Origin of the sequence: Streptomyces sp. NPDC001941 (assembly GCF_040296945.1) — a bacterium.
Classification (GTDB): Bacteria; Actinomycetota; Actinomycetes; order Streptomycetales; family Streptomycetaceae; genus Streptomyces.
Genome location: NZ_JBEOYE010000032.1, coordinates 49,304 through 74,531 on the forward strand (window position 1 = coordinate 49,304; position 25,228 = coordinate 74,531).

At 74.4% G+C, this 25,228-nt stretch carries 28 protein-coding genes and 1 riboswitch; of the genes, 16 read left to right on the plus strand and 12 right to left on the minus strand.

Going from position 1 to position 25,228, the window contains the following annotated elements; translation table 11 throughout:
* The first annotated feature begins 2 nt into the window (after window positions 1–2).
* The 4 genes from ABT160_RS22025 to ABT160_RS22040 all read left to right on the plus strand — a co-directional run bounded on the left by ABT160_RS22025 (window position 3) and on the right by ABT160_RS22040 (window position 3,355).
* On the plus strand, window positions 3–737 hold the full coding sequence (locus ABT160_RS22025; RefSeq protein WP_351649412.1) for a type 1 glutamine amidotransferase: 735 nt from the start codon (window positions 3–5) through the stop codon (window positions 735–737).
* Between the two features lie 250 nt (window positions 738–987).
* Window positions 988–2,013, plus strand: a complete 1,026-nt coding sequence (locus tag ABT160_RS22030) for a 6-phosphofructokinase (RefSeq protein ID WP_351649414.1) — start codon at window positions 988–990, stop codon at window positions 2,011–2,013.
* 128 nt (window positions 2,014–2,141) lie between these two features.
* The gene (locus ABT160_RS22035) at window positions 2,142–3,095 is read left to right on the plus strand and encodes a cytochrome c oxidase assembly protein (RefSeq protein WP_351649415.1); all 954 of its coding nucleotides are present in this window, start codon (window positions 2,142–2,144) and stop codon (window positions 3,093–3,095) included.
* Window positions 3,096–3,196: 101 nt separating this feature from the next.
* Entirely contained in the window at window positions 3,197–3,355 is a 159-nt protein-coding gene (locus ABT160_RS22040; RefSeq protein ID WP_351649416.1) for a hypothetical protein, read from the plus strand.
* Window positions 3,356–3,361: 6 nt separating this feature from the next.
* Here ABT160_RS22040 and ABT160_RS22045 read toward each other — a convergent pair whose 3' ends face one another.
* Window positions 3,362–3,763 (minus strand): SSI family serine proteinase inhibitor, encoded by a 402-nt coding sequence (locus ABT160_RS22045; RefSeq protein WP_351649417.1) that lies wholly within the window; start codon window positions 3,761–3,763, stop codon window positions 3,362–3,364.
* Between the two features lie 178 nt (window positions 3,764–3,941).
* On the opposite strand from ABT160_RS22045, the gene bla reads away from it, so the two are divergent.
* Entirely contained in the window at window positions 3,942–4,889 is a 948-nt protein-coding gene (gene bla, locus ABT160_RS22050) for a class A beta-lactamase (RefSeq protein WP_351649418.1), read from the plus strand.
* Between the two features lie 134 nt (window positions 4,890–5,023).
* A complete protein-coding gene (locus ABT160_RS22055; RefSeq protein WP_351649419.1) occupies window positions 5,024–5,743 on the plus strand; it encodes a lysophospholipid acyltransferase family protein in 720 nt (239 codons plus the stop codon).
* Between the two features lie 47 nt (window positions 5,744–5,790).
* Here the strand turns inward: ABT160_RS22055 and ABT160_RS22060 are convergent, their stop codons facing one another.
* The 8 genes from ABT160_RS22060 to ABT160_RS22095 form a co-directional block, all read right to left on the minus strand.
* Window positions 5,791–7,368, minus strand: a complete 1,578-nt coding sequence (locus ABT160_RS22060; protein ID WP_351649420.1) for an alpha/beta hydrolase — start codon at window positions 7,366–7,368, stop codon at window positions 5,791–5,793.
* 183 nt (window positions 7,369–7,551) lie between these two features.
* Window positions 7,552–8,289: an urease accessory protein UreD gene (locus ABT160_RS22065; protein ID WP_351649422.1), complete on the minus strand. Its 738-nt coding sequence runs from the start codon at window positions 8,287–8,289 to the stop codon at window positions 7,552–7,554.
* Window positions 8,286–8,963, minus strand: a complete 678-nt coding sequence (gene ureG, locus ABT160_RS22070) for an urease accessory protein UreG (RefSeq protein WP_351649423.1) — start codon at window positions 8,961–8,963, stop codon at window positions 8,286–8,288. Before ureG ends, ABT160_RS22065 begins: the two co-directional genes overlap by 4 nt.
* Window positions 8,964–9,000: 37 nt before the next feature.
* Window positions 9,001–9,678: an urease accessory protein UreF gene (locus ABT160_RS22075; protein WP_351649424.1), complete on the minus strand. Its 678-nt coding sequence runs from the start codon at window positions 9,676–9,678 to the stop codon at window positions 9,001–9,003.
* A complete protein-coding gene (locus tag ABT160_RS22080) occupies window positions 9,678–11,399 on the minus strand; it encodes an urease subunit alpha (protein WP_351649425.1) in 1,722 nt (573 codons plus the stop codon). Before ABT160_RS22080 ends, ABT160_RS22075 begins: the two co-directional genes overlap by 1 nt.
* Complete coding sequence (locus ABT160_RS22085; protein ID WP_351649426.1) at window positions 11,392–11,703, minus strand: urease subunit beta; 312 nt, start codon at window positions 11,701–11,703, stop codon at window positions 11,392–11,394. The genes ABT160_RS22080 and ABT160_RS22085 overlap by 8 nt, the downstream gene beginning before the upstream one ends.
* 10 nt (window positions 11,704–11,713) lie before the next feature.
* Window positions 11,714–12,016 carry an urease subunit gamma gene (locus ABT160_RS22090; RefSeq protein ID WP_351649427.1) on the minus strand — a complete coding sequence of 101 codons (303 nt, stop codon included), beginning with the start codon at window positions 12,014–12,016 and terminating at the stop codon, window positions 11,714–11,716.
* A 307-nt stretch (window positions 12,017–12,323) separates the two neighbouring features.
* The gene (locus ABT160_RS22095; RefSeq protein WP_351649428.1) at window positions 12,324–12,614 is read right to left on the minus strand and encodes a type II toxin-antitoxin system Phd/YefM family antitoxin; all 291 of its coding nucleotides are present in this window, start codon (window positions 12,612–12,614) and stop codon (window positions 12,324–12,326) included.
* 66 nt (window positions 12,615–12,680) lie between these two features.
* Here ABT160_RS22095 and ABT160_RS22100 point away from each other — a divergent pair, with 66 nt between their 5' ends.
* The 3 genes from ABT160_RS22100 to ABT160_RS22110 all read left to right on the plus strand — a co-directional run bounded on the left by ABT160_RS22100 (window position 12,681) and on the right by ABT160_RS22110 (window position 14,598).
* Window positions 12,681–13,307, plus strand: coding sequence for an ATP-dependent Clp protease proteolytic subunit (locus ABT160_RS22100; protein ID WP_351649429.1), 627 nt, complete (start codon window positions 12,681–12,683; stop codon window positions 13,305–13,307).
* A gap of 3 nt (window positions 13,308–13,310) precedes the next feature.
* The gene (locus tag ABT160_RS22105) at window positions 13,311–13,619 is read left to right on the plus strand and encodes a hypothetical protein (protein ID WP_351649430.1); all 309 of its coding nucleotides are present in this window, start codon (window positions 13,311–13,313) and stop codon (window positions 13,617–13,619) included.
* 343 nt (window positions 13,620–13,962) lie between these two features.
* Window positions 13,963–14,118: riboswitch (cyclic di-AMP (ydaO/yuaA leader) on the plus strand.
* 3 nt (window positions 14,119–14,121) lie between these two features.
* Window positions 14,122–14,598 (plus strand): C40 family peptidase, encoded by a 477-nt coding sequence (locus tag ABT160_RS22110; RefSeq protein ID WP_351649431.1) that lies wholly within the window; start codon window positions 14,122–14,124, stop codon window positions 14,596–14,598.
* A 224-nt stretch (window positions 14,599–14,822) separates the two neighbouring features.
* Here the strand turns inward: ABT160_RS22110 and ABT160_RS22115 are convergent, their stop codons facing one another.
* Window positions 14,823–15,254, minus strand: coding sequence for an ATP-binding protein (locus ABT160_RS22115; protein ID WP_351649432.1), 432 nt, complete (start codon window positions 15,252–15,254; stop codon window positions 14,823–14,825).
* A 285-nt stretch (window positions 15,255–15,539) separates the two neighbouring features.
* On the opposite strand from ABT160_RS22115, the gene ABT160_RS22120 reads away from it, so the two are divergent.
* Both ABT160_RS22120 and ABT160_RS22125 read left to right on the plus strand, forming a co-directional pair.
* Entirely contained in the window at window positions 15,540–16,406 is an 867-nt protein-coding gene (locus tag ABT160_RS22120) for a helix-turn-helix domain-containing protein (RefSeq protein WP_351649433.1), read from the plus strand.
* Between the two features lie 14 nt (window positions 16,407–16,420).
* Window positions 16,421–16,672, plus strand: a complete 252-nt coding sequence (locus ABT160_RS22125) for a DUF397 domain-containing protein (RefSeq protein ID WP_351649434.1) — start codon at window positions 16,421–16,423, stop codon at window positions 16,670–16,672.
* Here ABT160_RS22125 and ABT160_RS22130 read toward each other — a convergent pair.
* Window positions 16,665–17,819, minus strand: coding sequence for an 8-amino-7-oxononanoate synthase (locus ABT160_RS22130; protein ID WP_351649435.1), 1,155 nt, complete (start codon window positions 17,817–17,819; stop codon window positions 16,665–16,667). The genes ABT160_RS22125 and ABT160_RS22130 overlap by 8 nt on opposite strands.
* 166 nt (window positions 17,820–17,985) lie before the next feature.
* Between ABT160_RS22130 and bioB the strand changes: the two genes are divergently transcribed.
* From bioB to ABT160_RS22155, 5 genes are all read left to right on the plus strand, one after another.
* A complete protein-coding gene (bioB, locus tag ABT160_RS22135; protein WP_351649436.1) occupies window positions 17,986–19,203 on the plus strand; it encodes a biotin synthase BioB in 1,218 nt (405 codons plus the stop codon).
* Window positions 19,196–20,476: an adenosylmethionine--8-amino-7-oxononanoate transaminase gene (locus ABT160_RS22140; RefSeq protein WP_351649437.1), complete on the plus strand. Its 1,281-nt coding sequence runs from the start codon at window positions 19,196–19,198 to the stop codon at window positions 20,474–20,476. Before bioB ends, ABT160_RS22140 begins: the two co-directional genes overlap by 8 nt.
* A 14-nt stretch (window positions 20,477–20,490) precedes the next feature.
* Window positions 20,491–21,201, plus strand: coding sequence for a dethiobiotin synthase (gene bioD / locus ABT160_RS22145; protein WP_351649438.1), 711 nt, complete (start codon window positions 20,491–20,493; stop codon window positions 21,199–21,201).
* Between the two features lie 54 nt (window positions 21,202–21,255).
* Window positions 21,256–21,606, plus strand: coding sequence for a VOC family protein (locus ABT160_RS22150; protein ID WP_351649439.1), 351 nt, complete (start codon window positions 21,256–21,258; stop codon window positions 21,604–21,606).
* An 83-nt stretch (window positions 21,607–21,689) separates the two neighbouring features.
* Complete coding sequence (locus ABT160_RS22155; RefSeq protein WP_351649440.1) at window positions 21,690–22,373, plus strand: class I SAM-dependent methyltransferase; 684 nt, start codon at window positions 21,690–21,692, stop codon at window positions 22,371–22,373.
* On the opposite strand, the gene ABT160_RS22160 is transcribed toward ABT160_RS22155, so the two are convergent.
* Window positions 22,333–25,182: an AfsR/SARP family transcriptional regulator gene (locus ABT160_RS22160; protein WP_351649441.1), complete on the minus strand. Its 2,850-nt coding sequence runs from the start codon at window positions 25,180–25,182 to the stop codon at window positions 22,333–22,335. The two genes, ABT160_RS22155 and ABT160_RS22160, sit on opposite strands and share 41 nt — an antisense overlap.
* Window positions 25,183–25,228: the final 46 nt, after the last annotated feature.

Here is a 25,228-nt window from a genome sequence, read left to right on the forward strand (position 1 = left end):
GCATGAGCGACAACAGCCTGCGTCTGGTGTGGGTCTACCCCGACCTGCTCAGCACGTACGGGGACCAGGGCAACGCCCTGGTCGTGGAGCGCCGCGCCCGCCAGCGCGGCCTGAACGTCGAGCGCGTCGACGTCCGCAGCGACCAGCCCGTCCCCACCTCGGGCGACATCTACCTGATCGGTGGCGGCGAGGACCGGCCGCAGCGGCTCGCCGCGGAGCGGCTGCGCCGCGACGGCGGCCTGTCCCGGGCCGCGTCCAACGGCGCGATCATCTTCTCGGTGTGCGCCGGCTACCAGATCCTGGGCCACGAGTTCATCAACGACCTCGGTGAGCGCGAGCCGGGCCTGGGCCTGCTGGACGTGGTCTCCACCCGGGGCGAGGGCGACCGGTGCGTGGGCGACGTGCTCGCCGACATCGACCCGCAGCTGGGCCTGCCGCAGCTGACCGGGTTCGAGAACCACCAGGGCATCACGCACCTGGGCCCGACGGCCCGGCCGTTCGCCCGGACCGTGTTCGGCCGGGGCAACGGCACCGGCGACGGAACCGAGGGCGCGTACAACGACACCGTCTTCGGCACCTACATGCACGGTCCGGTGATGGCACGCAACCCGCAGATCGCGGACCTGCTGCTGAAGCTGGCGCTCGACGTGAACGCGCTGCCGCCGACGGACGACCGGTGGTACGAGGCACTGCGCGCCGAGCGCGTCGCCGCCGCGACGGCCGCCACGTCCTCCTGATCCAGGCGCTGCCGAGGGGCTCGTCCGACGGACCGTCAGGTCCGTTCGGGCGGGCCCCTCTTCGCATTGCTCCGCCGGTCGTCGTCGCACGTCAGGGCGGTCATCGGAAGAGCCCTTTTCCGTTCATATGAGCGGCGTCCAGCAGTCGGACGCCGGGGTCGGCACGGTGGCCGGACGCAGGTAGGGTGGCGGGGATCCAACCGGACGACGTGGTCCGGGAGTCGGCCCACGTTGCAAAGGTTTTCGGGCTATGCGCATTGGTGTGCTCACCTCCGGCGGCGACTGCCCCGGTCTGAACGCGGTCATCCGTTCCGTCGTCCACCGCGCCGTCGCCGACCACGGCGACGAAGTGGTCGGGTTCCTGGACGGCTGGAAGGGCCTGCTGGAGTGCGACTACCGCAAGCTCGACCTGGACGCGGTGGGCGGCATCCTGGCGCGCGGCGGCACGATCCTGGGCTCCTCCCGGGTGCAGCCCGCGCAGCTGGTGGACGGCGTGGAGCGGGCCAAGGGCCACGTGGCCGACCTGGGCCTGGACGCGATCATCCCGATCGGCGGCGAGGGCACCCTGAAGGCCGCCAACCTGCTGTCCGAGGCGGGCCTGCCGATAGTGGGCGTCCCCAAGACGATCGACAACGACATCGCCTCGACCGACGTGACGTTCGGCTTCGACACCGCCGTCGGGGTGGCCACCGAGGCCCTCGACCGGCTGAAGACGACCGCCGAGTCGCACCAGCGGGTGCTGATCGTGGAGGTCATGGGCCGGCACACCGGGTGGATCGCGCTGCACTCGGGCATGGCGGCCGGCGCGCACGCGATCGTGGTGCCCGAGCGCCCCTTCGACATCGACGAGCTGACCGCCCGGGTCGGCGCGCGCTTCGAGGACGGCAAGCGCTTCGCGATCGTGGTGGTCGCCGAGGGTGCCAAGCCGCGCGAGGGGTCGATGGACTTCAAGACCGCGGGCAAGGACATCTACGGCCACGAGCGGTTCACCGGCGTGGCCAACCAGCTCTCGGTGGAGCTGGAGCGCCGGCTGGGCAAGGAGGCCCGCCCGGTGATCCTGGGCCACGTCCAGCGCGGCGGCACCCCCACCGCGTACGACCGGGTGCTGGCCACCCGGTTCGGCTGGCACGCGGTGGAGGCCGCGCACCGCGGTGACTTCGGCATGATGACGGCGCTGCGCGGCACGGACATCACGCTGGTGCCGCTGGCGCGGGCCGTGGAGACCCTGAAGACGGTCCCCTCGGAGCGCTACGAGGAGGCGGAGACGGTCCTGTAGGACCGGCCGCCACCGGTCCCGTACCGGTTGCCCGTCGAACGATCCGCCCCCGGCCGCGAGCGCGTCCGGGGGCGGCTCTACTCTGGTGGACGTCAACCGGACAACCCGTACGAATCAGGAGCCGTGGGATGGATCACAGCGGGCACGGCATGCCCATGGATCTGCCGCCCTTCACCTTGGGGCGGGGCCTGGAGTACTCCCCGGACGTCTTCTTCCTGATCGGCTGCCTGGCCGGTCTCGGCCTCTACGGCTGGGGCGTGTTCCGGCTGCGCGCGCGGGGCGACGCCTGGCCGGTGAGCCGGACCGTCGCCTTCGTCACCGGCGTCCTGAGCATCGCGCTGGTGATGTGCACCAAGCTCAACGACTACGGCATGGTCATGTTCAGCGTGCACATGGTGCAGCACATGGTCATCTCGATGCTGTCGCCGATCCTGCTGCTGCTGGGCGCGCCGGTGACGCTGGCGCTGCGCGCGCTGCCGGTGGCGGGGCGGGGCCGCAAGGGGCCGCGCGAGCTGCTGCTGAAGCTGCTGCACAGCCGGTACATGCGGATCGTCACGCACCCGGCGTTCACCATCCCGATGTTCATCGCGAGCCTGTACGGGCTGTACTTCACCCCGCTGTTCGACTTCCTGATGGGCTCCAAGGCCGGGCACATCGCGATGATGGTGCACTTCCTGGCGGTGGGCCTGGTGTTCTTCTGGCCGATCATGGGCGTGGACCCGGGCCCGCACCGGCCGGGTTACGTGATGCGGATGCTGGAGCTGTTCGCGGGCATGCCGTTCCACGCGTTCTTCGGCATCGCCCTGATGATGGCCTCCGAGCCGATGATCAAGACGTACGCGAACCCTCCCGCGTCCCTGGGCATCGAGGCCCTGGCCGACCAGCAGGCGGGCGGCGGCATCGCCTGGGCGTTCAGCGAGATCCCGTCCGTCCTGGTGCTGATCGCGCTGGTCTTCCAGTGGTACCGCTCCGAGGACCGGGCGGCCCGGCGCGCGGACCGGGCCGCCGACCGCGACGGCGACAAGGAGCTGGAGGCGTACAACGCGTACCTCGCCTCGCTCCAGGCGCGCGGACAGCGGTAGCCGCGGCGGCACCAGGGGCCCCCGCGCTCTGGCGGACAGCCCTCCTCCCGGGTCACGATGTGGACCACGACGGCCCGGCGGCCGTGGAGGAGGGCTGGCTCATGTCCGGTTCGGCGAAGTCCATGGGTGTGATGACCGTCGGCGCCCTGGTGGCGGTGACGGCGTACACGGTGGCGCTCGGCAGCAACGGGTGGCTGTGGTTCGGCTGGGTGGTGGTCGGCCTGGTCACGATCGGGGTGATCGCGACCGGCGACCACTGAGAGCCCCTAGAAGCGGAAGACGGCGCCGGTCGCGGCGTCCAGCGTGCAGGCGTTGGGGAACGTGCGGTGCCAGGCCACCGGGCGGCCCTGGTAGGTGCCCGTCGCGCTGGCGGTGACCGGCTCGTACTGCTTGGTGCACGGGTGCGGGTCCTGCGGCAGCTTGTCCAGCACACCGCCCGCGGCGGCCAGCGCACGGCAGGCGCCCGCCGCGTCCGGGTGCGGGCCGCCCGGCTCAGGGGCGCACCACAGCAGGACGCCGCGGATCCAGGTGTTCTCGGCGCCGGAGACCGTCAGGAACAGGCCGCGCGGCTTGGGCGGCGACTCGGCGTCGGCGTGGGCGGGGACCGCGAGGGCCGCGGACGCGGCCAGGGCGAGCAGGGCGGCGGCGGCGCGGGTGCGCAGGGACATGGCGGCTCCTGGGGTAGGGACGTGAGGGACCCGGGGCTGCTGTCAGGGCAGCCCCCGGCGCGGCGTGCGGCAAGCCGACGCGCCGCCGGGTCCCCCGGTCGGCCCGGCGCGTCCCCCCGACGGCCCCGTGGGCGCGTCGGCTTCGTCCCGGGCCGCGCCCTGCGGTTGTGTGGGGCCCATGCACCCGTACCTGAACCGGGCCCGCGCCGCGCTGCTGGCCGCCGCCCTCCTGGTCCCGACCGCCGCGTGCGGCGCGCGGGACGCCCCGGCGCCGGGCGCCCGCCCCACCGCCTCCTCCCCCGCCGCGCGGCCTTCCGGGGCCGCCCGGGCGGTGCGGGAGCTGGCGCGCCTGGAGTCGGCGCACGGGGTGCGGCTCGGCGCGTACGCGCTGGACACCGGCAGCGGGCGCGCGGTCTCCTACCGGGCGGGCGAGCGCTTCCCCTCGCTGTCGACGTTCAAGGCCATCGCGGCGGCGGCCGTGCTGGACCGGGCCCGGCGGGAGCGTCCGGGGCTGATGGAGCGGACGGTGCGCTGGGGCGCGGCGGACGAGGTGGCGAACTCGCCGGTGACCGCGGGGCGCGGGCGGGCCGGGATGACGGTGGCCGAGCTGTGCCGGGCGGCGGTGACCCGCAGCGACAACACGGCGGGCAACCTGCTGCTGCGGCAGCTGGGCGGGCCGCGCGGGCTCACCGCGTACTACCGCTCGCTCGGGGACCGCACCTCGCGGCTGGACCGCTGGGAGCCGGAGCTCAACGACTGGCGGCCGGGCGAGCCGCGGGACACCACGACGGCGGCGGCGATGGGCGCGGGGCTGCGCGCGGTGGCCGTGGGCGACGCGCTGGCGCCGGCGGACCGGGAGCGGCTGAACGGCTGGCTGCGCGGGACCGCCACCGGCGGTGCCCGGATCCGGGCGGGCCTGCCGCGCACCTGGCGCACCGGCGACAAGACGGGGACCAACGGCGGGGCGGGCGCGGCGAACGACATCGCGGTGACCCGGCCGCCGTCGGGGGCGCCGGTGGTCGTGTCCGTCTTCACGCACCGCACCGGCGGGCGCACCGGGACCGACGACGCGGTGCTCGCCAGGGCGGCGGCGGTGCTGGTGCGCGGCCTGGGCCGGACCTCCTGAGTCTGGCCTGACGCAGCGTCAACCCATGGCCGTACGGGGGTGGTTACGGGTCCCGGTGGGTGCGCCTACACTGATCGCCCGCTCGGGGGCACAGGGGCCCCCGGACGGGCGAGACCGAGTGCAGGAGCCGCCGCATGTTCTACTACGTGCTCAAGTACGCGATCCTGGGGCCGCTGCTGCGGCTCCTGTTCCGGCCCAGGATCGAGGGGCTGGAGCACGTGCCGCAGGACGGGGCGGCGATCGTGGCGGGCAACCACCTGTCGTTCTCGGACCACTTCCTGATGCCGGTGATGCTCAAGCGCAGGATCACCTTCCTGGCCAAGCGGGAGTACTTCACCGGGCCCGGGGTCAAGGGCAGGCTGACGGCGGCGTTCTTCCGGGCCGCGGGGCAGATCCCGGTGGACCGCTCGGGCAGGGAGGCGGGCCGGGCGGCGATCCGCGAGGGCCTGGGGGTGCTGGCCAAGGGCGAGCTGCTGGGCATCTACCCGGAGGGCACCCGCTCGCACGACGGGCGGCTGTACAAGGGCAAGGTCGGGGTCGCGGTGATGGCCCTGACGGCGGGCGTGCCGGTGGTGCCGTGCGCGATGGTCGGCACCTTCGAGATCCAGCCGCCCGGGCAGGTCGTCCCGAAGATCAAGCGGGTGACGATCCGGTTCGGCGCCCCGCTGGACTTCTCGCGGTACGCGGGCATGGAGAACGAGAAGGCGGCGATCCGCGCGGTCACCGACGAGATCATGTACGAGATCCTGCGGCTGTCGGGCCAGGAGTACGTGGACGACTACGCGGCGAAGGTGAAGGCGGCCGAGGCGGAGGCGGCGAAGTCGGGCCGGAGGTTCCCCAGGCTGCGGCGCTGAACGGCCGGGGCGGGCGGGCACGGGGGCTTTCCGTGCCCGCCCGGCTCTCAGGGCTGCGGGACGGCGTGCGGGCCGCAGCTGGTGTCGGCCGCGTCGAGGCGGCCGCTGAGGAGGTAGTCCTCGACCTTGGTGTTGAGGCAGGGGTTCGGCAGGTTGGTGATGCCGTGCGAGCCGGCGTCCTTCTCGGTGACCAGGCGGGAGCCCTTGAAGCGCCGGTGCAGTTCGAGCGCCCCGGCGTACGGGGTGGCCGCGTCGCGCTCGGACTGCACGATGAGCACCGGGGGGAGGCCCTTGCGCGTCGTGACCTCGACGGGCTTGACGCTCTTGGCGGGCCAGGTGGCGCAGGGCAGGTTCAGCCAGGCGTTGGCCCAGGTGAAGAACGGGTACCGCTCGTGCAGCCGGGAGTTGTCGCGGTCCCAGGTGCGCCAGTCGGTGGGCCACTGGACGTCGGCGCACTCCACGGCCGTGTAGACGGCGGTGCTGTTCTCGGCGGCGGTGTTGCCCGCGGTGTCGGACGGGTCGGGGGCGGCGGCCGCGGTCAGCGGGGCCGGGTCGCCGGCGGCGTACTTGCTCCAGTTGGTCGCGACCTCGACCCAGTAGGAGTCGTAGTACGGGGCGTTCTGGAAGTAGCCGATGAGCTCGGCGGGCCCGACGGTGCCGCCGAGCGGCTCCTTCTTGGCGGCGGCGCGCAGCACGTCCCAACGGGCCCGCACCTTCGCGACGGTGTCGCCGAGGTGGAAGGCGGCGTCGTGCCGGGCGATCCAGGTCATCCAGTCGGTGAGGCGGTTCTCGAAGGCGACGTCCTGGGCGAGGTTGTTGCCGTACCAGATCTGGCGGGTGTCGGGGTTGGTGACGCTGTCCATCACCATGCGGCGCAGGTGGCCGGGGAAGAGCGTGCCGTAGACGGCGCCCAGGTAGGTGCCGTAGGAGACGCCGAGGAAGTTGAGCTTCGCCTCGCCCAGCGCGGCCCGGATGACGTCGAGGTCGCGGGCGTTGTTCGGGGTGGTCAGGTGGGGCAGCAGGTCGCCGCCGCGCTCGCCGCAGCTGTCCGCGTACTCGGCGGCGGTCTTGCGCTGGGCGCGCTTGTCGGCCTCGCCGTCGGGGACCGGGTCGGGCTTGGGGCCCTTGATGAACTCCTGGGGGTCCACGCAGGACAGCGGGGCGGAGTGGCCGACGCCGCGCGGGTCGAAGCCCACGAAGTCGTACGCCTTGGCGGTCTTCGCCCACAGGGCGCTCTTCGTGGTGACGCGGCGCGGGAAGCGCAGGCCGGAGGCGCCGGGGCCGCCGGGGTTGTAGACCAGGGCGCCCTGGCGCTCGTCGGGGGTGCCGGTGCTGGTGGCGCGGTCGACGGCGAGCCTGATCCGCCGGCCGTCGGGGTGGCGGTAGTCCAGCGGCACGCTCACCCAGCCGCACTGGATGGGCTTCTCCAGGCCCCAGTCGGCGGGGCAGTCCTGCCAGTCGACGCCCGCCCGGGCGGCGCGCGCGGCGGCCAGCGCCACGCCCCGTGCCTCGCTGACCGGGCCGCGGCGGCCGTCGGCGCTCGCGGCCGGTGCGGCGACCGCGCCCGCTATCAGTGCTCCCGCGATGACCGTGCCCGCGGCGCCCAACACCGCTGTGCGCTTCACGTCGTGACTCCCCCTCGGGTGGATGGTCGGTCCGTACCCGTGATCCTGTCGTCCGCGTGACGCCGGGGAACAGGTCGCACAGGTGTTTCTTTACCGAACCAATAACCGGTCGGGGTGTCCCGCTGAGCGGTGCATCCGGGTAGCGGCCACCCGGGGGTACGCCGGGGCGCGCCCCGGCCCGGGTCAGAACCCGAGCAGGGCGCGCGCCTGGTCCAGGACCGCGCGCAGGGCCCGCGCGTCCGGGGCGACCGCGCTGACCAGGGCGCCGGGGCCGGCGAGCGGGGTGAGCACGGCGGTGTCGCCGAGGAGTTCCGGGGTGGCGGGCTTGTCCTCGAACCCGGGGGCGACCACCAGGAGCTGGCCCACCGCGCGGTGCCCGGCCAGGACCGCGGGGCCGTCCCAGCCGCCGGGCGCCGCGGGGCCGTACGCGAGCTCCTGGTCGAGCACCAGCCGTCCGGCGCGGCGCACGGTGAGCCGGGTGGTGAGGCTGCCGGGCTCCTCGCCGTGCCGGCCGAGCACCTGCTCCTCGCGCAGCACCAGCCGGGCGGTGGCGGCCAGTTCGACGGTGGTGCGCATCCGCAGTTCGCTGCCGTGCGCGGAGACCAGCTGCTCGGGGAGCCAGTGCAGCTCGGCCCCCTCGCCGGCGCGCAGCCGTACGTCGTAGTGGGCGGGGCCCGCGTCCCGGCCGGGCAGTGCCAGGGTGGCGGCGGCCGAGTCCACCAGGAGCCGGGTGCCGGGGCGGGCCTCGGCCTCCACGGCGAGCCGGTCGCCGCCGAGCGGGGCGCTCATCGCGCCGACGACGGTGACCCGGACGCGCCCGGCGGCGGCCCGGGTGCGGCGCGGCGCGAACGGGCCCTCGCCCTGGAGGACGGGCAGCCGGTCGCCGTCGGCGACGATGCGCGCGGTGGCGGTGACGCTCATGCGGTCCAGGCCGCGAGGCGCTCGAGGACCCAGTCGGCGATCGGCCCGACGCCCTCGGGGCCGCGCAGCGAGGTGAAGGCCACGGGCAGGTCGCCGCGCTGCTCCTTGGCGTCGCGGGCCATCCGCTCCAGGTCGGAGCCGACGTACGGGGCGAGGTCGGTCTTGTTGACCACGAGCAGGTCGGCGGTGGTGACGCCGGGGCCGCCCTTGCGCGGGATGTCGTCGCCGCCGGCCACGTCGATGACGAAGACCTGGGCGTCGACCAGGCCCTTGGAGAAGGTGGCGGTGAGGTTGTCGCCGCCGGACTCCACCAGGATCAGGTCGAGCGGTCCGACCGCCTCCTCCAGGTCCTCGACGGCCTCCAGGTTGGCGGAGATGTCGTCGCGGATGGCGGTGTGGGGGCAGGCGCCGGTCTCCACGGCCTGGATGCGCTCGGGCGGCAGGACGGCGTTGCGCAGCAGGAAGTCGGCGTCCTCGCGGGTGTAGATGTCGTTGGTGACCACGGCGATGGAGAGCCGGTCGCGCAGGGCCCGGCACAGGGCGGCGACGGTGGCGGTCTTGCCGGAGCCGACGGGTCCGCCCAGGCCGATGCGCAGGGCGCGGCGGGTGCCGTCGGGACGGTGGGCGTCGGCGCTGACGGCGGTGAGGTGGTCGTGGGAGTGGTCGAGGTGCACGGGGGCTCCTTGGGGTGGTGCGGGTGTGCGGGGCGGGTCAGGACGCGAACAGCCGTACCGGCCAGGCCGCGTGCTGTTCGGCGGTGACGTCGAGCAGCGGCGCGGAGGCGGCGGGCAGCGCGTCGATCCCCTCGCGCGCGGCGGCGGCCGCGCGGGCGGCGACGTCGTCCAGTTCGGGGGCGAGCCGGGCGAGCACGGCGGTGGCCTGGAACGGGTCAAGGCCCAGCAGCCGTACGACGGCGGTGGCCGGGCCGCTGACGCTCTCGTACGCGACGCAGTGCGCGGCGTCCTCGGGGCCGAGCCCGGCCGCGCGGGCGGTCGTGCCGAACACCACCGGCTGGTGGGCGCCGCGCGGGAACGCGGCGGCCAGCGCGTCGAGCGCCTCGCACGGCCAGGCGGCGCGGGCGGCCCGCATCAGCTGCCGCCCCAGGCGCCGGGAGACGGCGCGCAGGGCGGGCGAGGGGGTGCGGGCGTCGGCGGCCTCGTCGAGCGCTCCGGCGTCGTGGCCGAGGGCGGCCGCCGCGGCCAGGCCCGCCGAGGTGAGCCCGGTGGTGTGCAGCCGGCCGCGGCAGAACGCGGCGAGGTCGGCCGCGTCGCGCAGCCGGCCGGCCTTGACGGCGGCCTCGGCCCCGCCGGAGTGCGCGTGGCCTCCGGCGGGGAAGCGTCCGTCGGCCAGCACGAGGAGCGCCGCCCTGGTCGTCACGGGGGTGGCCATCAGAAGAGGAAGTAGCGCTGGGCCATGGGCAGTTCGGCGGCCGGGGCGGGTTCGACGGGCTCGCCGTCGATCGTCACGGTGAACGTGTCGGCGTCCACCTCGACCCGGGGCAGCGCGTCGTTCTCGCGCATGTCGGCCTTGGTCACCCCCCGGGTGGAGCGGATCGGCACGAAGCCCTTCTCCGCGCGCAGCCGCTCCGGCAGCCCGTCCTCCAGGGCCGACTCGGTGACGAAGTTGAACGAGTTGCCCGCCGGGGCCCGCCCGGTGGCGCCGAACATGGGCCGGGGCAGGATCGGCTGGGGGGTGGGGATGGACGCGTTGGCGTCGCCCATCTGCGCGTACGCGATCTGGCCGCCCTTGAGCACGAGCTGCGGCTTGACGCCGAAGAACGCGGGCTCCCACAGGACCAGGTCGGCGAGCTTGCCGGGCTCCACCGAGCCGATCTCGTGGTCCAGGCCCTGGGCGACGGCCGGGTTGATCGTGTACTTGGCGACGTAGCGGCGGGCCCGGTGGTTGTCGGCGCGGCCGTCGCCGGGCAGCGAGCCGCGGCGGCGCTTCATCACGTGCGCGGTCTGCCAGGTGCGCATGACCACCTCGCCGATGCGGCCCATGGCCTGGGAGTCGGAGGAGATGATCGAGATGGCGCCCAGGTCGTGCAGGACGTCCTCGGCCGCGATGGTCGAGGGCCGGATCCGGGACTCGGCGAAGGCCAGGTCCTCGGGGACGGCCGGGTTGAGGTGGTGGCAGACCATCAGCATGTCGAGGTGTTCCTCGATGGTGTTGACGGTGTGCGGCCGGGTGGGGTTGGTGGAGCTGGGCAGCACGTGGGGCTGTGAGACCACGGTGATGATGTCGGGGGCGTGGCCGCCGCCCGCGCCCTCGGTGTGGTACGCGTGGATGGTGCGTCCGGCGATCGCGGCGAGGGTGTCGCCGACGAACCCGGCCTCGTTCAACGTATCCGTGTGGATGGCCAGTTGGGCGCCCGTGCCCTCGCAGACCGTCAGACAGGCGTCGATCACGGCGGGCGTGGCGCCCCAGTCCTCGTGGATCTTGAAGCCGAGGGCGCCGCCGCGCAGCTGGGCGTGCATCGCCTCGTGCGAGGTGGTGTTGCCCTTGCCGAGCAGGCCGATGTTGACCGGTGCGCCGTCCAGCGCCTCGAACATCCGGGCCAGGTGCCAGGAGCCGGGGGTGACGGTGGTGGCCTTGCTGCCCTCGGCGGGCCCGGTGCCGCCGCCGACCAGGGTGGTGATGCCGGTGGCGAGCGCCTGGTCGATCAGGGTCGGGGTGATGAAGTGGACGTGGGCGTCGATGGCGCCCGCGGTCACGATCTTGCCGTTGCCCGCGATGACCTCGGTCTCGGGGCCGAGGACGAGGTCGGGGTGGACGCCGTCCATGGTGTCGGGGTTGCCGGCCTTGCCGATGCCGGTGACGCGCCCGTCGCGGATGCCGATGTCGGCCTTGACGACGCCCCAGTGGTCGACGATGACGGCGCCGGTGATCACGGTGTCCGGGGCGCCCTCGGCGCGGGTGAGCCGGGACTGGCCCATGGACTCGCGGATGACCTTGCCGCCACCGAACACGGCCTCGTCGCCGGCGCGTCCGGGGCCGCCGCAGCGGTCCTCCTCGATCTCCACGAGCAGGTCGGTGTCGGCGAGCCGGATGCGGTCGCCGGTGGTGGGGCCGAACAGGTCGGCGTGGATGTCCCTGCGCAGCTCAGCCATCGAGGGGGCCTCCGGTCTCTCCGCGCAGGCCGGGCACGACGCGCAGCCCCGCGAGCGGTACGAGTTCGACGTCGACCGGGATGCCGGGCTCGAAGCGCACGGCGGTGCCCGCGGCGATGTTCAGTCGCTGTCCGCGGGCGGCCGGACGGTCGAAGTCCAGACCGGGGTTGGCCTCGGCGAAGTGGTAGTGGGAGCCGACCTGGACGGGCCGGTCGGCGGCGTTGAGGACGGTGAGGCGGGTGACGGGGCGGCCCTCGTTGAGCTGGATGCGGCCGTCGGCGAAGAAGATCTCTCCGGGGATCATCGACGGCCCCTCAGACGATCGGGTCGTGGACGGTGACGAGCTTGGTGCCGTCCGGGAAGGTCGCTTCGACCTGGACGTCGTGGATCATCTCGGGGATGCCGTCCATGACGTCCTCGCGGCTGAGCACCTTGCGGCCGGACGCCATGAGTTCGGTGACCGTACGGCCGTCGCGGGCGCCCTCCAGGATGTGCGAGGTGATCAGGGCGACGGACTCGGGGTGATTGAGCTTCACACCGCGCGCCTTGCGCTTCTCGGCCACGTCGGCGGCCACATGGATGAGCAGGCGTTCCTGCTCGTGCGGGGTCAGTTGCACGCTTCCACCTCACAGTCTCCCGCCCGGCACAGCGTCCCGAGCGCAGCGGGACCCTACTCCACCTTCAACACTCTGTTGACCTGCGAGGACGAGTCTGGAGGAGAGATATTTCAATCTCTGGCAGAAGTTTTTCCGGCACGTAAACCATGTCTTTGCCGGGCCGTGGAAGAGGGCGCGCGAAAGGCCCCGACCGTATACGGGCAGGGCGAGTTGACGGAGCGTCGACAATCACTTCCGGACATACGGCCCCGATTCGGGGCGAGTGCCCGGCGGCAGCGCGGAGCCCGCCGGAGGGGCGCCGGAGGGGCTAGCGGACCTCGGGGCCCTCGTGGCGGGCGGCGAGGCCGAAGCGGCCCTGTTCGCCCGGAGCGGAGCCCAGCGACCCCAGCGAGGAGACCGAGCTGATCACCTGCTCCTCCGCGGCCGCCTCCCGCTCGGCCCCGGCGGACTCCAGTCGTTCCAGGTCAGCGGCGGAGACCAGCGCCACGAGGGGCTTGCCGTGGCGGGTCACCACGACGCGCTCGCCGCCGTAGACGACTCGGTTGATCAGATCGGCGAGCTCAGCCCGTGCTTGCGTCACCGGAATCTCGTAGGCCATGCTCCCCATCATAACGGGATGTACGTCCTGTACATTTTTTACAGAGACCGGATCGCTGGAGGCACCGTGTTCGAGAACCGCTACGTCCTGCCCGAGTTCACCGAGCGCACCAGCACGGGCACCCGCACCCTGGACCCGTACTCCAAGCTCATGGAGGAGCGGATCGTCTTCCTCGGCACGGCCGTCGACGACACCGCCGCCAATGACGTGATCGCCCAGTTCCTGTACCTGGAGTACGCGGACCCGGACCGGGACATCTGCCTGTACATCAACTCCCCGGGCGGCTCGCCGCAGGCCATGGCGGCGATCTACGACACGATGCGGATCGTCCGCTGCGACGTGCAGACCACCTGCCTGGGGCAGGCCGCCGCCGGCGCCGCCGTGCTCCTCGCCGCCGGTGAGCCCGGCAAGCGGATGGCCCTGCCCGGCGCCCGGGTGGTGCTCCAGCAGCCGGGCGTGGCGGAGCCGGTGCAGGGGCAGCCGAGCGACCTGGAGCTCCAGGCCCGCGAGCTGCTGCGGCTGCGCGAGCAGCTGGCCGGGATGCTGGCGCGCCACTCGGGGCAGCCGCGCGAGCGGATCGACGCCGACATCGACCGGGACACGGTCCTGGACGCGGCCGCGGCCCTGGAGTACGGGCTCGTGGACCACGTGATCCAGAGCCGCCGCGCCACGCTGCCCCTCCAGGGGCGGTGAGCCGTGCTCCCTCCCCCGCTGCCGCCGCTGCCGGCCCTGACCCGGGCCGAGGGCGACTTCGTGGACGCCTGGCTGGCGGCCGTGGACCTGCTCGCCAGGGCCCACCCGGCGCGCGGCGAGCACACCTACGGCGCGCTGCGCGCCGCGCAGGCCCTGGTGGGGCGCGCGGTGGCGCTGCGGGACGCGCTGGACCTGATGCACCGGCGCGGCGAGAGCGAGGTGCACGCCGAGACCCTGGCGCGCGCCCTGCGCACCCTCGACGGCGAGCGCAGGGCCCGCCGGGTCACCGTGCCCGGCCCGGCCGTCCGCTGACCCGTCCGTCCCGGGCGGTACGGCCGCCGCGTGACCGGAAACGGGCCATCGAACGGCGTAGTCGCGGGTCCCGCGATCGGCCCCCGGAAGGTGCGACTTCCGCCTAGCCGTGGGGCGGAATGGGCTGTTCCGCCCCTGGTGCGGCGTTCGGCCCCCGGCTCGGGCCGGGGACCGAATCCACCCTGTCCACCCGAACGGGTCAGTCGTGAGGAGCCTCACATAAGGCCGTTTGGGCTCGGAAATCCGGCGGGGCATGGGTCAAGATCCCTGTCGACGACAAGCCCCCGCCGCCGTGGCGGGGCGGTCCGGGCGGACGCCGAGTCCTGCCACTGTCCCGGACGACTGGTCGACACGGTTTGGTTCGGCAGGAGTGGAGGACCCAGGCAAGGCGGGACGGCCGGAAGGACCGTCCCTTGGGGTGAAGCCGCGCGAGCGGCCGGGCATCTTCGCCTGCCCGAACCCGACAGGTCATCCTTCGCAGGCGGCTGACGAAGGGTTGCGCATGCTTGCGCAGATACGTGTTCCGTCCGTGCTGTCCCGGGCCGGTGCCGTCTCGGCACTCACGCTCGCCGCCGTAGGCGGCACGATGCTCGCCCCGGGCGGCGCCTCCGAGGCCCACGCCGCCACGTCGTCCGCGACGAAGGCACTGAACGTGGCCGCCTCGAAGAAGGGCGCACCGTACAAGTACGGGGCCGCCGGACCGTCCCGGTTCGACTGCTCCGGGCTCACGCTCTACTCGTACAAGAGGGCCGGCAAGACGCTGCCGCGGACCGCGCAGCAGCAGTACAACAAGACCCGTCACATCGGGTCAGGCAGTCGGCAGAAGGGGGACCTGGTCTTCTTCCACAGCGGTCGCGGCGTCTACCACGTGGGGATCTACGCGGGCAGCGGCAAGATCTGGCACTCGCCCAAGCCCGGCTCCGGCGTGAAGCTGGAGCGGATCTGGACCAAGAGCGTGTACTACGGCCGGGTGCGCTGACCGGTCACTACGGCCGGGTGCGCTGACCGGCCGGCACGGGAACCGCACGGCACGTGAACCACGGAGGGTGCGGGGCACACGCCCCGCACCCTTTCCGTTGCGCGCGGGGCGCGCGTGGGGCCGGGGCGGTGGCTGGTGCGCGGTGCCCGGTGGTCGGCGGCCGCTGGCGAAACGTCACGGCACAGGGGCGTACACAGGCCCGTCCCGGTCCTCCGGGGCGGGGGTCACTTCCGTACCGGAACGCTCCACGGCAGGCTGATCCAGACGGTCTTCCCGCCCTCTTCGGTCGGGGTGATCGACAGGCGGCCGCCGCACTCGGCGGTGAGGCAGCGGATGATCACCATCCCCCGGCCGTTGTCCTGCTGGACGGCAGCGGGCAGCCGCTGGGGCCAGCGCGGATGGCTGTCGGTGACGCCGAGGCGCAGGTGCTCGTCGCGTTCGAGCAGGACGTCGACGGTGAAGGTGGGCGACTGCCCGAAGGTGTGCTGCACCGCGTTGGTGGCCAGCTCCGAGACGATCAGCCGCACCGTGTCCGCCACTTCGGCGTCGCCGGGGAGCCCCCACTCGGCCAGCACGTCGGCGACATATCTGCGCGCTGCCGCCACCGAGGCCGGATCGCTCGGCAGCGTGACTGATGCTTCCTGGTGGTCTGCCATGGCGACGCTGTCCCTTTCCCACCGGGGCCGTTCTCCGACACGTCGCGGGTGATGTGTGAGGAAGGCCTCGGACTGTGCTTCGCGCCAGAGTGCCACTTATGGTGCCGCCCTGGGTGGCGATCCACCAAGATATGCATATATCTGTCGCTCAAAGCGGTGAACTCTACGACGACAGAACGGATTTGGGCGGCATACTCACGCCTCGCCGCCCCGGGAAGGGGAACGCCGGGAGGCATCCGGCCCCGGCCCTCCGCCCAGGAGACTCCCCCAGGAAAGGGGTCCGTCATGCGCGGCACGCGAACGGGACCCGCGGTGCGCCGCCGCAAGCTCGGCGAGGAGCTGCGCGGGCTGCGCCAGGCCTCCGGGCTGACCAGCAGGGCCGCCGCGCAGCTGCTCGGCTGGCACCAGTCGAAGATCAGCCGGATCGAGACGGGCACCAGCGGGGTGCGCCCGCGCGACGTGTCGCGGCTGCTGGACGCCTACGGGGTGGGCGACCCCCGGCTGCGCGCGGTCCTGGAGGCGCTGGCCGGGGCGGGTAACGGCGAGGGGCAGGGCTGGTGGCATGCCTACCGGGGGGTGATCCCGCAGCAGTACCGGGACTTCATCAGCCTGGAGTCGCAGGCGAGCGCGGCGCGCACGCTGGAGACCTCGGTGGTGCCGGGCCTGCTGCAGACGCCCGACTACGCGCGCGCGGTGACCCGGGCCGCGCTGGAGGGGATGCCGGAGACGACGGTGTCCTCGCTGGTGGAGGTGCGCCTGGCCCGCCAGGAGGTGCTGCGCTCCGATCCCCCGCTGCAGCTGAACGCGGTGATCGACGAGGCGGTGCTGCGGCGGCAGGTGGGCGGGCGCGGGGTGATGCGCGGGCAGTTACGGAGGCTGGTGGAGCTGGCGCTGCTGCCCCACGTGCGGCTGCAGGTGCTGCCGTTCGCGATGGGCGGGTACGTCGGACTCACCGGGCCTTTCGTTATCTTCTCCTTTCCGAACATCTCTGATCTGGACGTGGTTGTTCTCGACCAGTTGACGAGTAGCCTCTACTTGGAGCGGAAGGAGGACCTCGATGCGTACTCGGCGGCCTTTCGCACGATGCAGGCGCACGCCCTCCCGCCCCGCCACTCGTTGGACCTCATCTCCGTGATCGGAGACCGCGCGTAGGAGGCAACCCCCGCATGTCTGCTCACGCACACCGGATCACCCACGCCGTCACCCACCCCGACGCCCCGGTCGACGTCCTCGTCGACTCCCCGTGGCGGCGCAGCAGTTACAGCGTCGGCATGAACAACTGCGTCGAGACCGCACCCCTGGAGGGCGGGCGCCTGGCCGTCCGCGACTCCAAGCGCCCCGCCGGCGCCCGGCTCGGCTTCTCCGGGCCCGCCTGGCACGCCTTCGCCGCCGCCCTGCGCGCGGAGGCCGTCAGCTGACGGGCGCGCAGTCCAGGATCACCGACACCGCCTGATCGATCTGCTCCCCGGTCAGGTCCGCGCGCGCGGTCAGCCGCAGCCGGGAGATCCCGTCCGGGACCGACGGCGGCCGGAAGCAGCCCACCGCGAGCCCGCGATCACGGCAGTCCGCGGCCCACCGCACGGCCGCCTCCGGCGACGGGGCCCGTACGGAGACCACGGCCGCGTCCGGCCGGGCCGCGGCGAGACCGGCCGCGGTCAGCCGCCCGTGCAGCTCGGCGGCGACCTCGCGGGCGCGCGGCGCCAGGGCGGGCCGCTCGCGCAGCAGCCGCAGCGCGGCGAGCGCCGCCCCGGCCGCGGCCGGGGCAAGACCGGTGTCGAAGATGAACGTCCGCGCGGCGTTCACCAGGTGCGCGATCACCCGCGCCGGGCCGAGCACGGCCCCGCCCTGGCTGCCCAGCGACTTGGACAGGGTGAGCGTGGCGACGGTGTCCGGCGCGCCCGCGAGGCCGTGGGCGTACGCGGCTCCCCGGCCGCCCTCGCCGAGGACGCCGAGCCCGTGCGCGTCGTCGACCACCAGCGCGGCGCCGTGCGCCCGGCAGGCGGCGGCCAGCGCGGTCAGCGGCGCGGCGTCGCCGTCCACCGAGAACACCGAGTCGCTCACCACCAGGGCGCGCCGCCCCGGGTGCCCGGCGAGCGTCTTGGCGACCGCCTCGGGGTCGGCGTGCGCCACCACGGCGGTCTCGGCGCGGGCCAGCCGGCAGCCGTCGACCAGGGAGGCGTGGTTGCCCGCGTCCGAGACGATCAGCGAGTCCCGGCCGCCCAGCGCGGTGAGCACGGCGAGGTTGGCCGCGTAGCCGGAGGAGAAGACCAGGGCCGCCTCGAAGCCGCAGAACTCCGCGAGCTCCCGTTCCAGTTCGGCGTGCAGCTCGGTGGTGCCGGTCACCAGGCGGGACCCGGTCGCGCCGCCGCCCCAGGTGCGGGCGGCCTCCGCCGCGCCCCGGGTGACCGCCGGGTGGCGGGTCAGTCCCAGGTAGTCGTTGCTCGCCAGGTCCAGCAGGACGGCGTCGGCGGGGCGGGGGCGCAGGGTGCGCTCCAGGCCGGCCCGCGCGCGGCGGCTCGACTCCTCGTCGAGCCAGCCGAAGGGGTCGCTCGAAGTCCGGTGCATGGGGCGGCCCCTCCACTGACGGTGTGCGCGTGCTTTTGTAGGCAGCGCACAGACCCTAACCCTCGTGGGCCCGGGTCAGAGTGTGGTCATACACACACCTCAAACGGCGACTGTTGTTCAGTTCCTCCTTGGCCGGGAGGCGCCCGGTAGGTCAGGATCAGCTCTCATGGACCTGCTGAACACGCTGGTGGACAAGGGGCTGCGGCGCGAGTCGCCGACCCGCGAAGAAGCGCTCGCCGTGCTGGCGACCTCCGACGACGAGCTGCTCGATGTGGTGGCCGCGGCCGGCAAGGTCCGCCGCCAGTGGTTCGGGCGGCGGGTGAAGCTCAACTACCTGGTGAACCTGAAGTCCGGGCTCTGTCCCGAGGACTGCTCGTACTGCTCCCAGCGGCTCGGCTCGACGGCCGGGATCCTCAAGTACACCTGGCTGAAGCCGGAGGAGGCCTCGGCCGCCGCGGCCGCGGGCGTGGCCGGCGGCGCCAAGCGGGTCTGCCTGGTGGCCAGCGGCCGCGGCCCCACGGACCGGGACGTGGACCGGGTCTCGAAGACCATCGAGGCGATCAAGGAGGGCAACGAGGGCGTCGAGGTGTGCGCGTGCCTCGGGCTGCTCTCGGACGGCCAGGCCGAGCGGCTACGCGAGGCGGGCGCGGACGCGTACAACCACAACCTCAACACCTCCGAGGGCACGTACGGGGAGATCACCACCACCCACACGTACGCGGACCGCGTCGACACGGTCAACAAGGCGCACGCGGCCGGGCTCTCGGCCTGCTCCGGGCTGATCGCGGGGATGGGCGAGAGCGACGAGGACCTGGTCGACGTGGTGTTCGCGCTGCGCGAGCTGGACCCGGACTCGGTCCCGGTGAACTTCCTGATCCCGTTCGAGGGCACCCCGCTGGCCAAGGAGTGGAACCTCACCCCGCAGCGCTGCCTGCGCATCCTGGCGATGACCCGGTTCGTCTGCCCCGACGTCGAGGTCCGGCTCGCGGGCGGGCGCGAGGTGCACCTGCGCTCGATGCAGCCGCTCGCCCTGCACCTGGTCAACTCGATCTTCCTGGGCGACTACCTGACCAGCGAGGGCCAGGCCGGGCAGGCCGACCTCGACATGATCGCCGACGCCGGCTTCGAGGTGGAGGGCGCGGGCGAGCGCACGCTGCCGGCGCACCGGGCGGACCTCACGGGCTGCGGCACCGACGCGCACGGCTGCGGCGGCGAGGAGCACGCCTGCGGCACGGGCGGCGGCTGCGGCTCCGGCGCGGTGTGCGGGACGGAGGCCCCGCGCGAGGAGGCCGAGGTGCCCGCCGCGCGGGCCGGCGAGGCGCGCACGGACCTGGTGGCGGTGCGCCGCCGCGGCGCCGGGACGGACCTCGCGCCGAATGCGTGACCCCGAACTGCTCGCCCTGGACCGGGCACACGTCTGGCACCCGTACGGCCCGATGCCGGGCCGGGTGGACCCGCTGGTCGTGGAGTCCGCGTCCGGGGTGCGGCTGCGGCTCGCCGAACCGGCCCACGGCCAAGACGAGTTGGTCGACGGCATGTCCTCCTGGTGGTCGGCGGTGCACGGCTACCGCCACCCCGTCCTGGACGAGGCGGTCCGCGCCCAGCTGGGGCGGATGAGCCATGTGATGTTCGGCGGCCTCACCCACGAGCCCGCCGTGCGGCTGGCCGCCCGGCTGGTCGAGATCACCCCCGCGCCGCTGGAGCACGTGTTCCTGTCGGACTCGGGCTCGGTCGCGGTCGAGGTCGCCGTCAAGATGTGCCTGCAGTACTGGCGTTCCACCGGCCGCCCCGAGAAGCGGCGGCTGCTGACCTGGCGCGGCGGCTACCACGGCGACACCTGGCAGCCGATGGCCGTGTGCGACCCCGAGGGCGGGATGCACGAGCTGTGGCGCGGGGTGCTGCCGGAGCAGGTCTTCGCCGAGGCGCCCCCGGCCGCCTTCGAGGAGGCGTACGCCGAGCACCTGCGCGAGACCGTGGCGCGCCACGCCCACGAGGTGGCCGCGGTGATCGTGGAGCCGGTGGTGCAGGGCGCGGGCGGGATGCGCTTCCACGACCCCGGCTACCTGCGGGTGCTGCGCGAGGCGTGCGACGCGCACGACGTGCTGCTCGTCTTCGACGAGATCGCCACCGGCTTCGGCCGCACCGGCACGCTGTTCGCCGCCGACCAGGCGGCCCTCTCGCCCGATGTGATGTGCCTGGGCAAGGCGCTGACCGGTGGCTACCTGTCGATGGCGGCGACGCTGTGCACCGCGCGCATCGCGGACGGCATCTCCCGGGGCGAGGTGCCGGTGCTCGCGCACGGCCCGACGTTCATGGGCAATCCGCTCGCCTCCGCGGTGGCGCTGGCCTCGGTGGACCTTCTGCTGGGCCAGGACTGGCAGGGCGAGGTGAAGCGGATCGGGCGCGGCCTGTCCGAGGGGCTCGCCCCGGTGGCCGGGCTGCCCGGCGTCGCCGAGGTGCGGGTGCTCGGAGCGATCGGCGTGGTCCAGCTCGACCACCCGGTCGACATGGCGGCGGCCACCGCCGCGGCGGTGCGCGAGGGCGTCTGGCTCCGCCCGTTCCGCGACCTGGTGTACACGATGCCCCCGTACGTGACCGGGGACGAGGACCTCGCGCGGATCACCCGCGCGGTGGGCGCGGCCGCGGCCGCGGGATGAGCGAGGAGTACGGCATGGCAGTGGTCGTGGTCAGCGGGACCGGGACCGAGATCGGCAAGACCGTGGTGACGGCGGCCGTCGCCGCGGCGGCGGCCGGCGGCGGGCGGCGGGTGGCGGTCCTCAAGCCGGCCCAGACCGGGGTCGCGCCGGGCGAGCCGGGCGACGCGGACGAGGTGGTACGCCTCTCGGGCGCCGCGCTCGGCACCGAACTGGCCCGGTTCCCGGAGCCGTTGGCGCCCGCGACCGCCGCGCGCCGGGCCGGTATGGCCCCGGTGCGCCCGGCCGACGTGGCGGACGCGGCGGGCAAGCTGGCGGCCGGGCACGACCTGGTGCTCGTCGAGGGCGCGGGCGGGCTGCTGGTCCGGCTGGACGAGGAGGGCACGCTCGCCGACGCCGCCCGGCTGCTGGACGCGCCGGTGCTGGTGGTGACGACGGCGGGCCTGGGCACGCTGAACGCCACGGAGCTCACCGTCGAGGCCCTGCGCGCCCGCGGGATCACCCCGCTGGGCCTGGTGATCGGCAGCTGGCCCGAGGCCCCCGGGCTGGCCGAGCGCTGCAACGTGGCCGACCTCCCGGCGGTCACCGGGGTGCCGCTGCTCGGCGCGGTCCCGGCCCGGGCGGGCGCCCTGGACGCGGCCGACTTCCGCGCGCGGGCGGGGAGTTGGCTGGCGCCGGAGCTGGGCGGCAGCTGGGACGCGGCGGCCTTCGCGGAAGCGGTGCGCTGACCGGCGTACGAGCGGGTCTCGGGCCGGACCCGGCGGGGTCGTACGCTGATCTCCATGCGACTGCGTGTTCAGGAGATCGTCTTCGACTGCGCCGACCCGGCCGGCCTCGTCCGCTTCTGGGCGGCGCTGCTCGGCGGCGAGCCCGTCGACCGGAGCGCCGACTGGTCCTACGTCGACGTCCCCGGCTTCGTCCGGATCGCCTTCCAGCGGGTCCCGGAGGGCAAGGCCGCCAAGAACCGGCTCCACCTGGACCTGGAGGGCGACCCGGACGACCTGGCGGCGGCCACCGCGCGCGCCGAGGAGCTGGGCGCCGTCCGCACCGGCGGCGTGGTGGAGGACCCGCAGGGCCGCTTCCAGGTGCTGCGCGACCCGGAGGGCAACGAGTTCTGCTTCGTCGGCGACTGACCCGCGGCCCGGTGCGCGGGTAGCGCGCGGCGGGGCGGGCACCATCTCGGTGTCCGACCGCCCGCGCGCGAAGGAGGACCTCGATGCCGCTGCGCAGCCGTCACCCGCTCCCCCGCGACCCCGTGCGCCACCCGCTGTTCGCCCGTGCCTACGCCCGTTTCAGCGTCCGGGCCGAGACGGCGGCCGGGATGGCCGGGCACCGGGAGCGGCTGCTGTCCGGGCTCTCGGGGCGCGTCCTGGAGATCGGCGCGGGCAACGGCCTGAACTTCCCCCACTACCCGGGCGCCGTCAGCGAGGTGGTCGCCCTCGAACCGGAGCGCGTGCTGCGGCGGTTGGCGGCGGGCGCGGCGCGGGACGCCGAGGTGCCGGTGGACGTGGTGCCGGGGGCAGCGGAGGCGCTGCCGGTGAAGAGCGAGGCGTTCGACGCGGCGGTGGCGTGCCTGGTGCTGTGTTCGGTGCGGGACCTCGGGCGCTCGCTCGCGGAGCTGCACCGGGTGCTGCGGCCGGGCGGCGAACTGCGGTTCTTCGAGCACGTGCTGGCGCCCTCGCTGGGCCTGGCGTTCGCCCAGCGGGCGGTGGACCTCACGGTGTGGCCGCTGCTGTTCGGCGGCTGCCACACCTCGCGCGACACCCTGGGCGCGATCGAGCGGGCGGGGTTCGAGGTGGTGTCGTACGAGCGGCTGCGCGTCCCGGAGAAGGGGCCGCTGCTGCCGAGCTCGCCGGTGATCACGGGTGTGGCACGTCGCAGGGCGTCCGGGGCACCGTAGTCCCCGTCTCCCCGGGCAGCTCCGCGAGGCCCTCCAGGCTCTCCTTCACCCGCAGCGGCAGGTCGTGCGCGCGGGCCAGGTCCAGGCACCTGAGCCAGCAGTCCCTGGCCCGGTCCCACTCGCCGAACGCGTGGTGCGCCCGGGCCGTGTAGACGAGGCAGTCGGCCTCGCCGCCGTGGTCCCCGAGCCGGTGGCGGATGGCCAGCGCCTCGCGCAGCGCGGCGAACGCCTCGTCGCGCCGCCCCAGTTGGGTCAGCGCCTCCGCGAGGTTGGTGAGCGTGGTGGCGTAGGAGGTGGGGAGGTCGTCGGCGCGCTGCAGCGGCACCATCTGGCGGTAGTGCTCGACCGCGCCCTCCAGGTCGCCCGCCAGCTGCAGGGCGCTGGCGATGCGGGACAGCACCAGGGCCTCGTTGCGGGTGTTGCCGGTGACCCGGTACAGCGCGCGGGAGCGGCGGGCGTACTCCAGGCCCTCGCGCGGGAGTTCCATCTGCACGTAGAGCGCGGACATGTTGCCGAGGATGGACGCCTGGGCGTCGAGGTCGCCGTCGGCGGTGAAGAGCTCCAGGGCGGTGCTCAGGTTCTCCAGGCACTCCTCGTTGCGGTACGCCATGCCGTGCGCGACGGCGATCCTGCGGTACAGCCAGGCGCGGCCCTCGGTATCGCCGTGCTCCTCGGCGATCTCCATGGCGCGGCGCAGGCACACGTCCCACTCGCCGGTCCACCAGTACGTCCCCGCGTAGCCGAACAGGCCGACCGCGATCCGCCAGGCGAGGTCCGGGCGGCCCAGCGCGCCGGCGGTGTCGATGGCGTGCTTGACCGCCGGTATCTCCCGTACGCACCAGCGCAGCGCGTCCTCGGCCCCGGTGAACCGGGGCGGCGGCGCCGGGGCGGGCTCGGCGGGTGGCGGCGGAGGCTGGGTCTGGCGGGTGGTGGCCGAGCAGGCCGCGGTGAGCGCGGTGACGTACCAGACGAGCAGCCGCCGGACGGCCGCCGCGCGCTCCCCGGGCGGCTCCTCCTCGGCCGCGCGCTCGGCCGCGTACTCGCCGAGCAGGTCGTGGAAGGCGTACCGGCCGGGCGCCGGGGTCTGCAACAGGTGGGCGTCGGCGAGGACTTCGAGCAGTTCCACGGTCTCGCGCACACCGCGCCCGAGCAGCGCGGCGGCCGACTCCGGGGCGAGCGCGTGCTCGGGCCACAGTCCGAGCAGCCGGAACGCGCGCGCCGCCGCCCGCTCCACCGGCCGTCCGCTGTCGCGCATCGCCAGGTAGCTCATGGCGAACGTCTCCTGCACGGCGAGGCCGCCCATGGTCAGCGCGCTCAGCCTGCCGTCGTGCGGGGTGAGCCGCTCGGCCAGCAGGGCCAGCGGCCAGCCGGGCCGGGACGCCAGGCGGCCGCCCACGATGCGCAGGGCCAGCGGGAGTCCGCCGCAGGCCGCCAGGATGTCCCGGGCGGCGGCGGGTTCGCCGTGCATCCGCTCGGGCCCGCAGACGGCGGCCAGCAGCGTGTGCTGCTCGGCCCGGTCCAGCGGGGCGAGCGGCACCAGCGCGGCGCCGGGCAGGTCGGCGAGGGTGTGGCGACTGGTGACGACGACGGACGCGCGGTCGCCGCCGGGCAGCAGCGGGGCGACCTGGGCGGCGTCGCGGGCGTTGTCCAGGACGACCAGGACGCGCCGCCCGGCCAGCGCGGCGCGGAACAGGGCGGCGCGGTCGTCGGTGTCCTCGGGCAGCGACTCCGTACAGACGCCGAGGTCGGACAGGAAGCGGGCCAGCAGGTCGTGCGGGGCGCGCGGGGCCCCGGGGCCGAAGCCGCGCAGGTCGGCGTAGAGCTGGCCGCCGGGGAACTCCTCGCGCAGCCGGTGCGCCACGTGCACGGCGAGCGTGGTCTTGCCGATGCCGCCCATGCCGGAGAGCACCACGGGGCGCGGCCCGGTGCCGCCGGACTCGCGCCGCAGCAGCGCGCCGACGGTCTCGACCTCCTCGGCGCGGCCGGTGAAGTCGCTGACGGGCGCGGGAAGTTGCAGGGGCGGCCGGGGCGCGGGCGGTACCGGTTCCGGCGGCGGGGCGGGGGCCAGGACCTCCTGGTGGGCGGCGCGCACGGCGGTGCCGGGCTCGATGCCGAGCTCCTCGACGAGGGTGCGGCGCAGCCGCTGGAAGGCGGCGAGCGCCTCGGCCTGGCGGTCGGTGCGGTGCAGGGCCAGCATCAGCTGGCGGTGGAAGCCCTCGCGCAGCGGGTGGGCGGCGGTCAGGGCGGTCAGTTCGGGGACGATGCCCTGGGGGCGGCCCAGGTGCAGTTCCGCGTCGAAGGACCACTCCAGGGCCTGCAGGCGCAGTTCGCGCAGCTGCTCGACGCGGCGCGCCTGGGGCTCGGCCTCGGCGAAGCAGGGCACGTCGGCGAGCGGGTCGCCGCGCCACAGGGCGAGCGCGCCGGCGCAGCCGCGGGCGACCTCCGCCCAGTCGCCGCGCCGCTGGGCGAGCCGGGCGCGTTCCAGGGCAGCCTCGAAGAGGTCGGTGTCGAGTTCGCCGTCGGCGACGCGCAGCAGGTAGCCGGGGGCGACGGCGGCGAGCCGGGCGGGGTCGGCGCCCGCGGCGGACAGGGCGCGGCGCAGGCGTACGACGTGGTTGGAGAGGGAGGCGTCGGCGGTGGCCGGGGGCCGTTCGCCCCACAGGGCCTGCTTGAGCGCGTCGGAGGAGACCACGCGGCCGGCGCGCAGCAGCAGGGCGGCGAGCAGGACGCGGCCCTTGGGGCTGGTGACGGGGCGGTCGGTGGTGCCGTCGTGCAGGCTCAGCGGGCCGAGGAGGCCGAACCTCGTCATGCTCACCCCCCTGGAAGGAGTCGGCGGCCCGCGGGCCGGTCACGTA

Bases quoted from the DNA above. Each gene is read 5' to 3' on its own strand.
- ABT160_RS22150 (WP_351649439.1), top strand. From the start codon at position 21,256: ATGCGACTGCGTGTTCAGGAGATCGTCTTCGACTGCGCCGACCCGGCC.
- ABT160_RS22110 (WP_351649431.1), top strand. From the start codon at position 14,122: ATGCTTGCGCAGATACGTGTTCCGTCCGTGCTGTCCCGGGCCGGTGCC.
- ABT160_RS22140 (WP_351649437.1), top strand. From the start codon at position 19,196: ATGCGTGACCCCGAACTGCTCGCCCTGGACCGGGCACACGTCTGGCAC.
- ABT160_RS22125 (WP_351649434.1), top strand. From the start codon at position 16,421: ATGTCTGCTCACGCACACCGGATCACCCACGCCGTCACCCACCCCGAC.
- ABT160_RS22040 (WP_351649416.1), top strand. From the start codon at position 3,197: ATGTCCGGTTCGGCGAAGTCCATGGGTGTGATGACCGTCGGCGCCCTG.
- ABT160_RS22045 (WP_351649417.1), bottom strand. From the start codon at position 3,763: ATGTCCCTGCGCACCCGCGCCGCCGCCGCCCTGCTCGCCCTGGCCGCG.
- ABT160_RS22115 (WP_351649432.1), bottom strand. From the start codon at position 15,254: ATGGCAGACCACCAGGAAGCATCAGTCACGCTGCCGAGCGATCCGGCC.
- ABT160_RS22065 (WP_351649422.1), bottom strand. From the start codon at position 8,289: ATGAGCGTCACCGCCACCGCGCGCATCGTCGCCGACGGCGACCGGCTG.
- ABT160_RS22035 (WP_351649415.1), top strand. From the start codon at position 2,142: ATGGATCACAGCGGGCACGGCATGCCCATGGATCTGCCGCCCTTCACC.
- ABT160_RS22160 (WP_351649441.1), bottom strand. From the start codon at position 25,182: ATGACGAGGTTCGGCCTCCTCGGCCCGCTGAGCCTGCACGACGGCACC.
- ABT160_RS22130 (WP_351649435.1), bottom strand. From the start codon at position 17,819: ATGCACCGGACTTCGAGCGACCCCTTCGGCTGGCTCGACGAGGAGTCG.
- ABT160_RS22080 (WP_351649425.1), bottom strand. From the start codon at position 11,399: ATGGCTGAGCTGCGCAGGGACATCCACGCCGACCTGTTCGGCCCCACC.
- ABT160_RS22095 (WP_351649428.1), bottom strand. From the start codon at position 12,614: ATGGCCTACGAGATTCCGGTGACGCAAGCACGGGCTGAGCTCGCCGAT.
- ABT160_RS22055 (WP_351649419.1), top strand. From the start codon at position 5,024: ATGTTCTACTACGTGCTCAAGTACGCGATCCTGGGGCCGCTGCTGCGG.
- ABT160_RS22155 (WP_351649440.1), top strand. From the start codon at position 21,690: ATGCCGCTGCGCAGCCGTCACCCGCTCCCCCGCGACCCCGTGCGCCAC.
- bla (WP_351649418.1), top strand. From the start codon at position 3,942: ATGCACCCGTACCTGAACCGGGCCCGCGCCGCGCTGCTGGCCGCCGCC.
- ABT160_RS22025 (WP_351649412.1), top strand. From the start codon at position 3: ATGAGCGACAACAGCCTGCGTCTGGTGTGGGTCTACCCCGACCTGCTC.
- ABT160_RS22085 (WP_351649426.1), bottom strand. From the start codon at position 11,703: ATGATCCCCGGAGAGATCTTCTTCGCCGACGGCCGCATCCAGCTCAAC.
- bioD (WP_351649438.1), top strand. From the start codon at position 20,491: ATGGCAGTGGTCGTGGTCAGCGGGACCGGGACCGAGATCGGCAAGACC.
- bioB (WP_351649436.1), top strand. From the start codon at position 17,986: ATGGACCTGCTGAACACGCTGGTGGACAAGGGGCTGCGGCGCGAGTCG.
- ABT160_RS22030 (WP_351649414.1), top strand. From the start codon at position 988: ATGCGCATTGGTGTGCTCACCTCCGGCGGCGACTGCCCCGGTCTGAAC.
- ABT160_RS22120 (WP_351649433.1), top strand. From the start codon at position 15,540: ATGCGCGGCACGCGAACGGGACCCGCGGTGCGCCGCCGCAAGCTCGGC.
- ABT160_RS22075 (WP_351649424.1), bottom strand. From the start codon at position 9,678: ATGGCCACCCCCGTGACGACCAGGGCGGCGCTCCTCGTGCTGGCCGAC.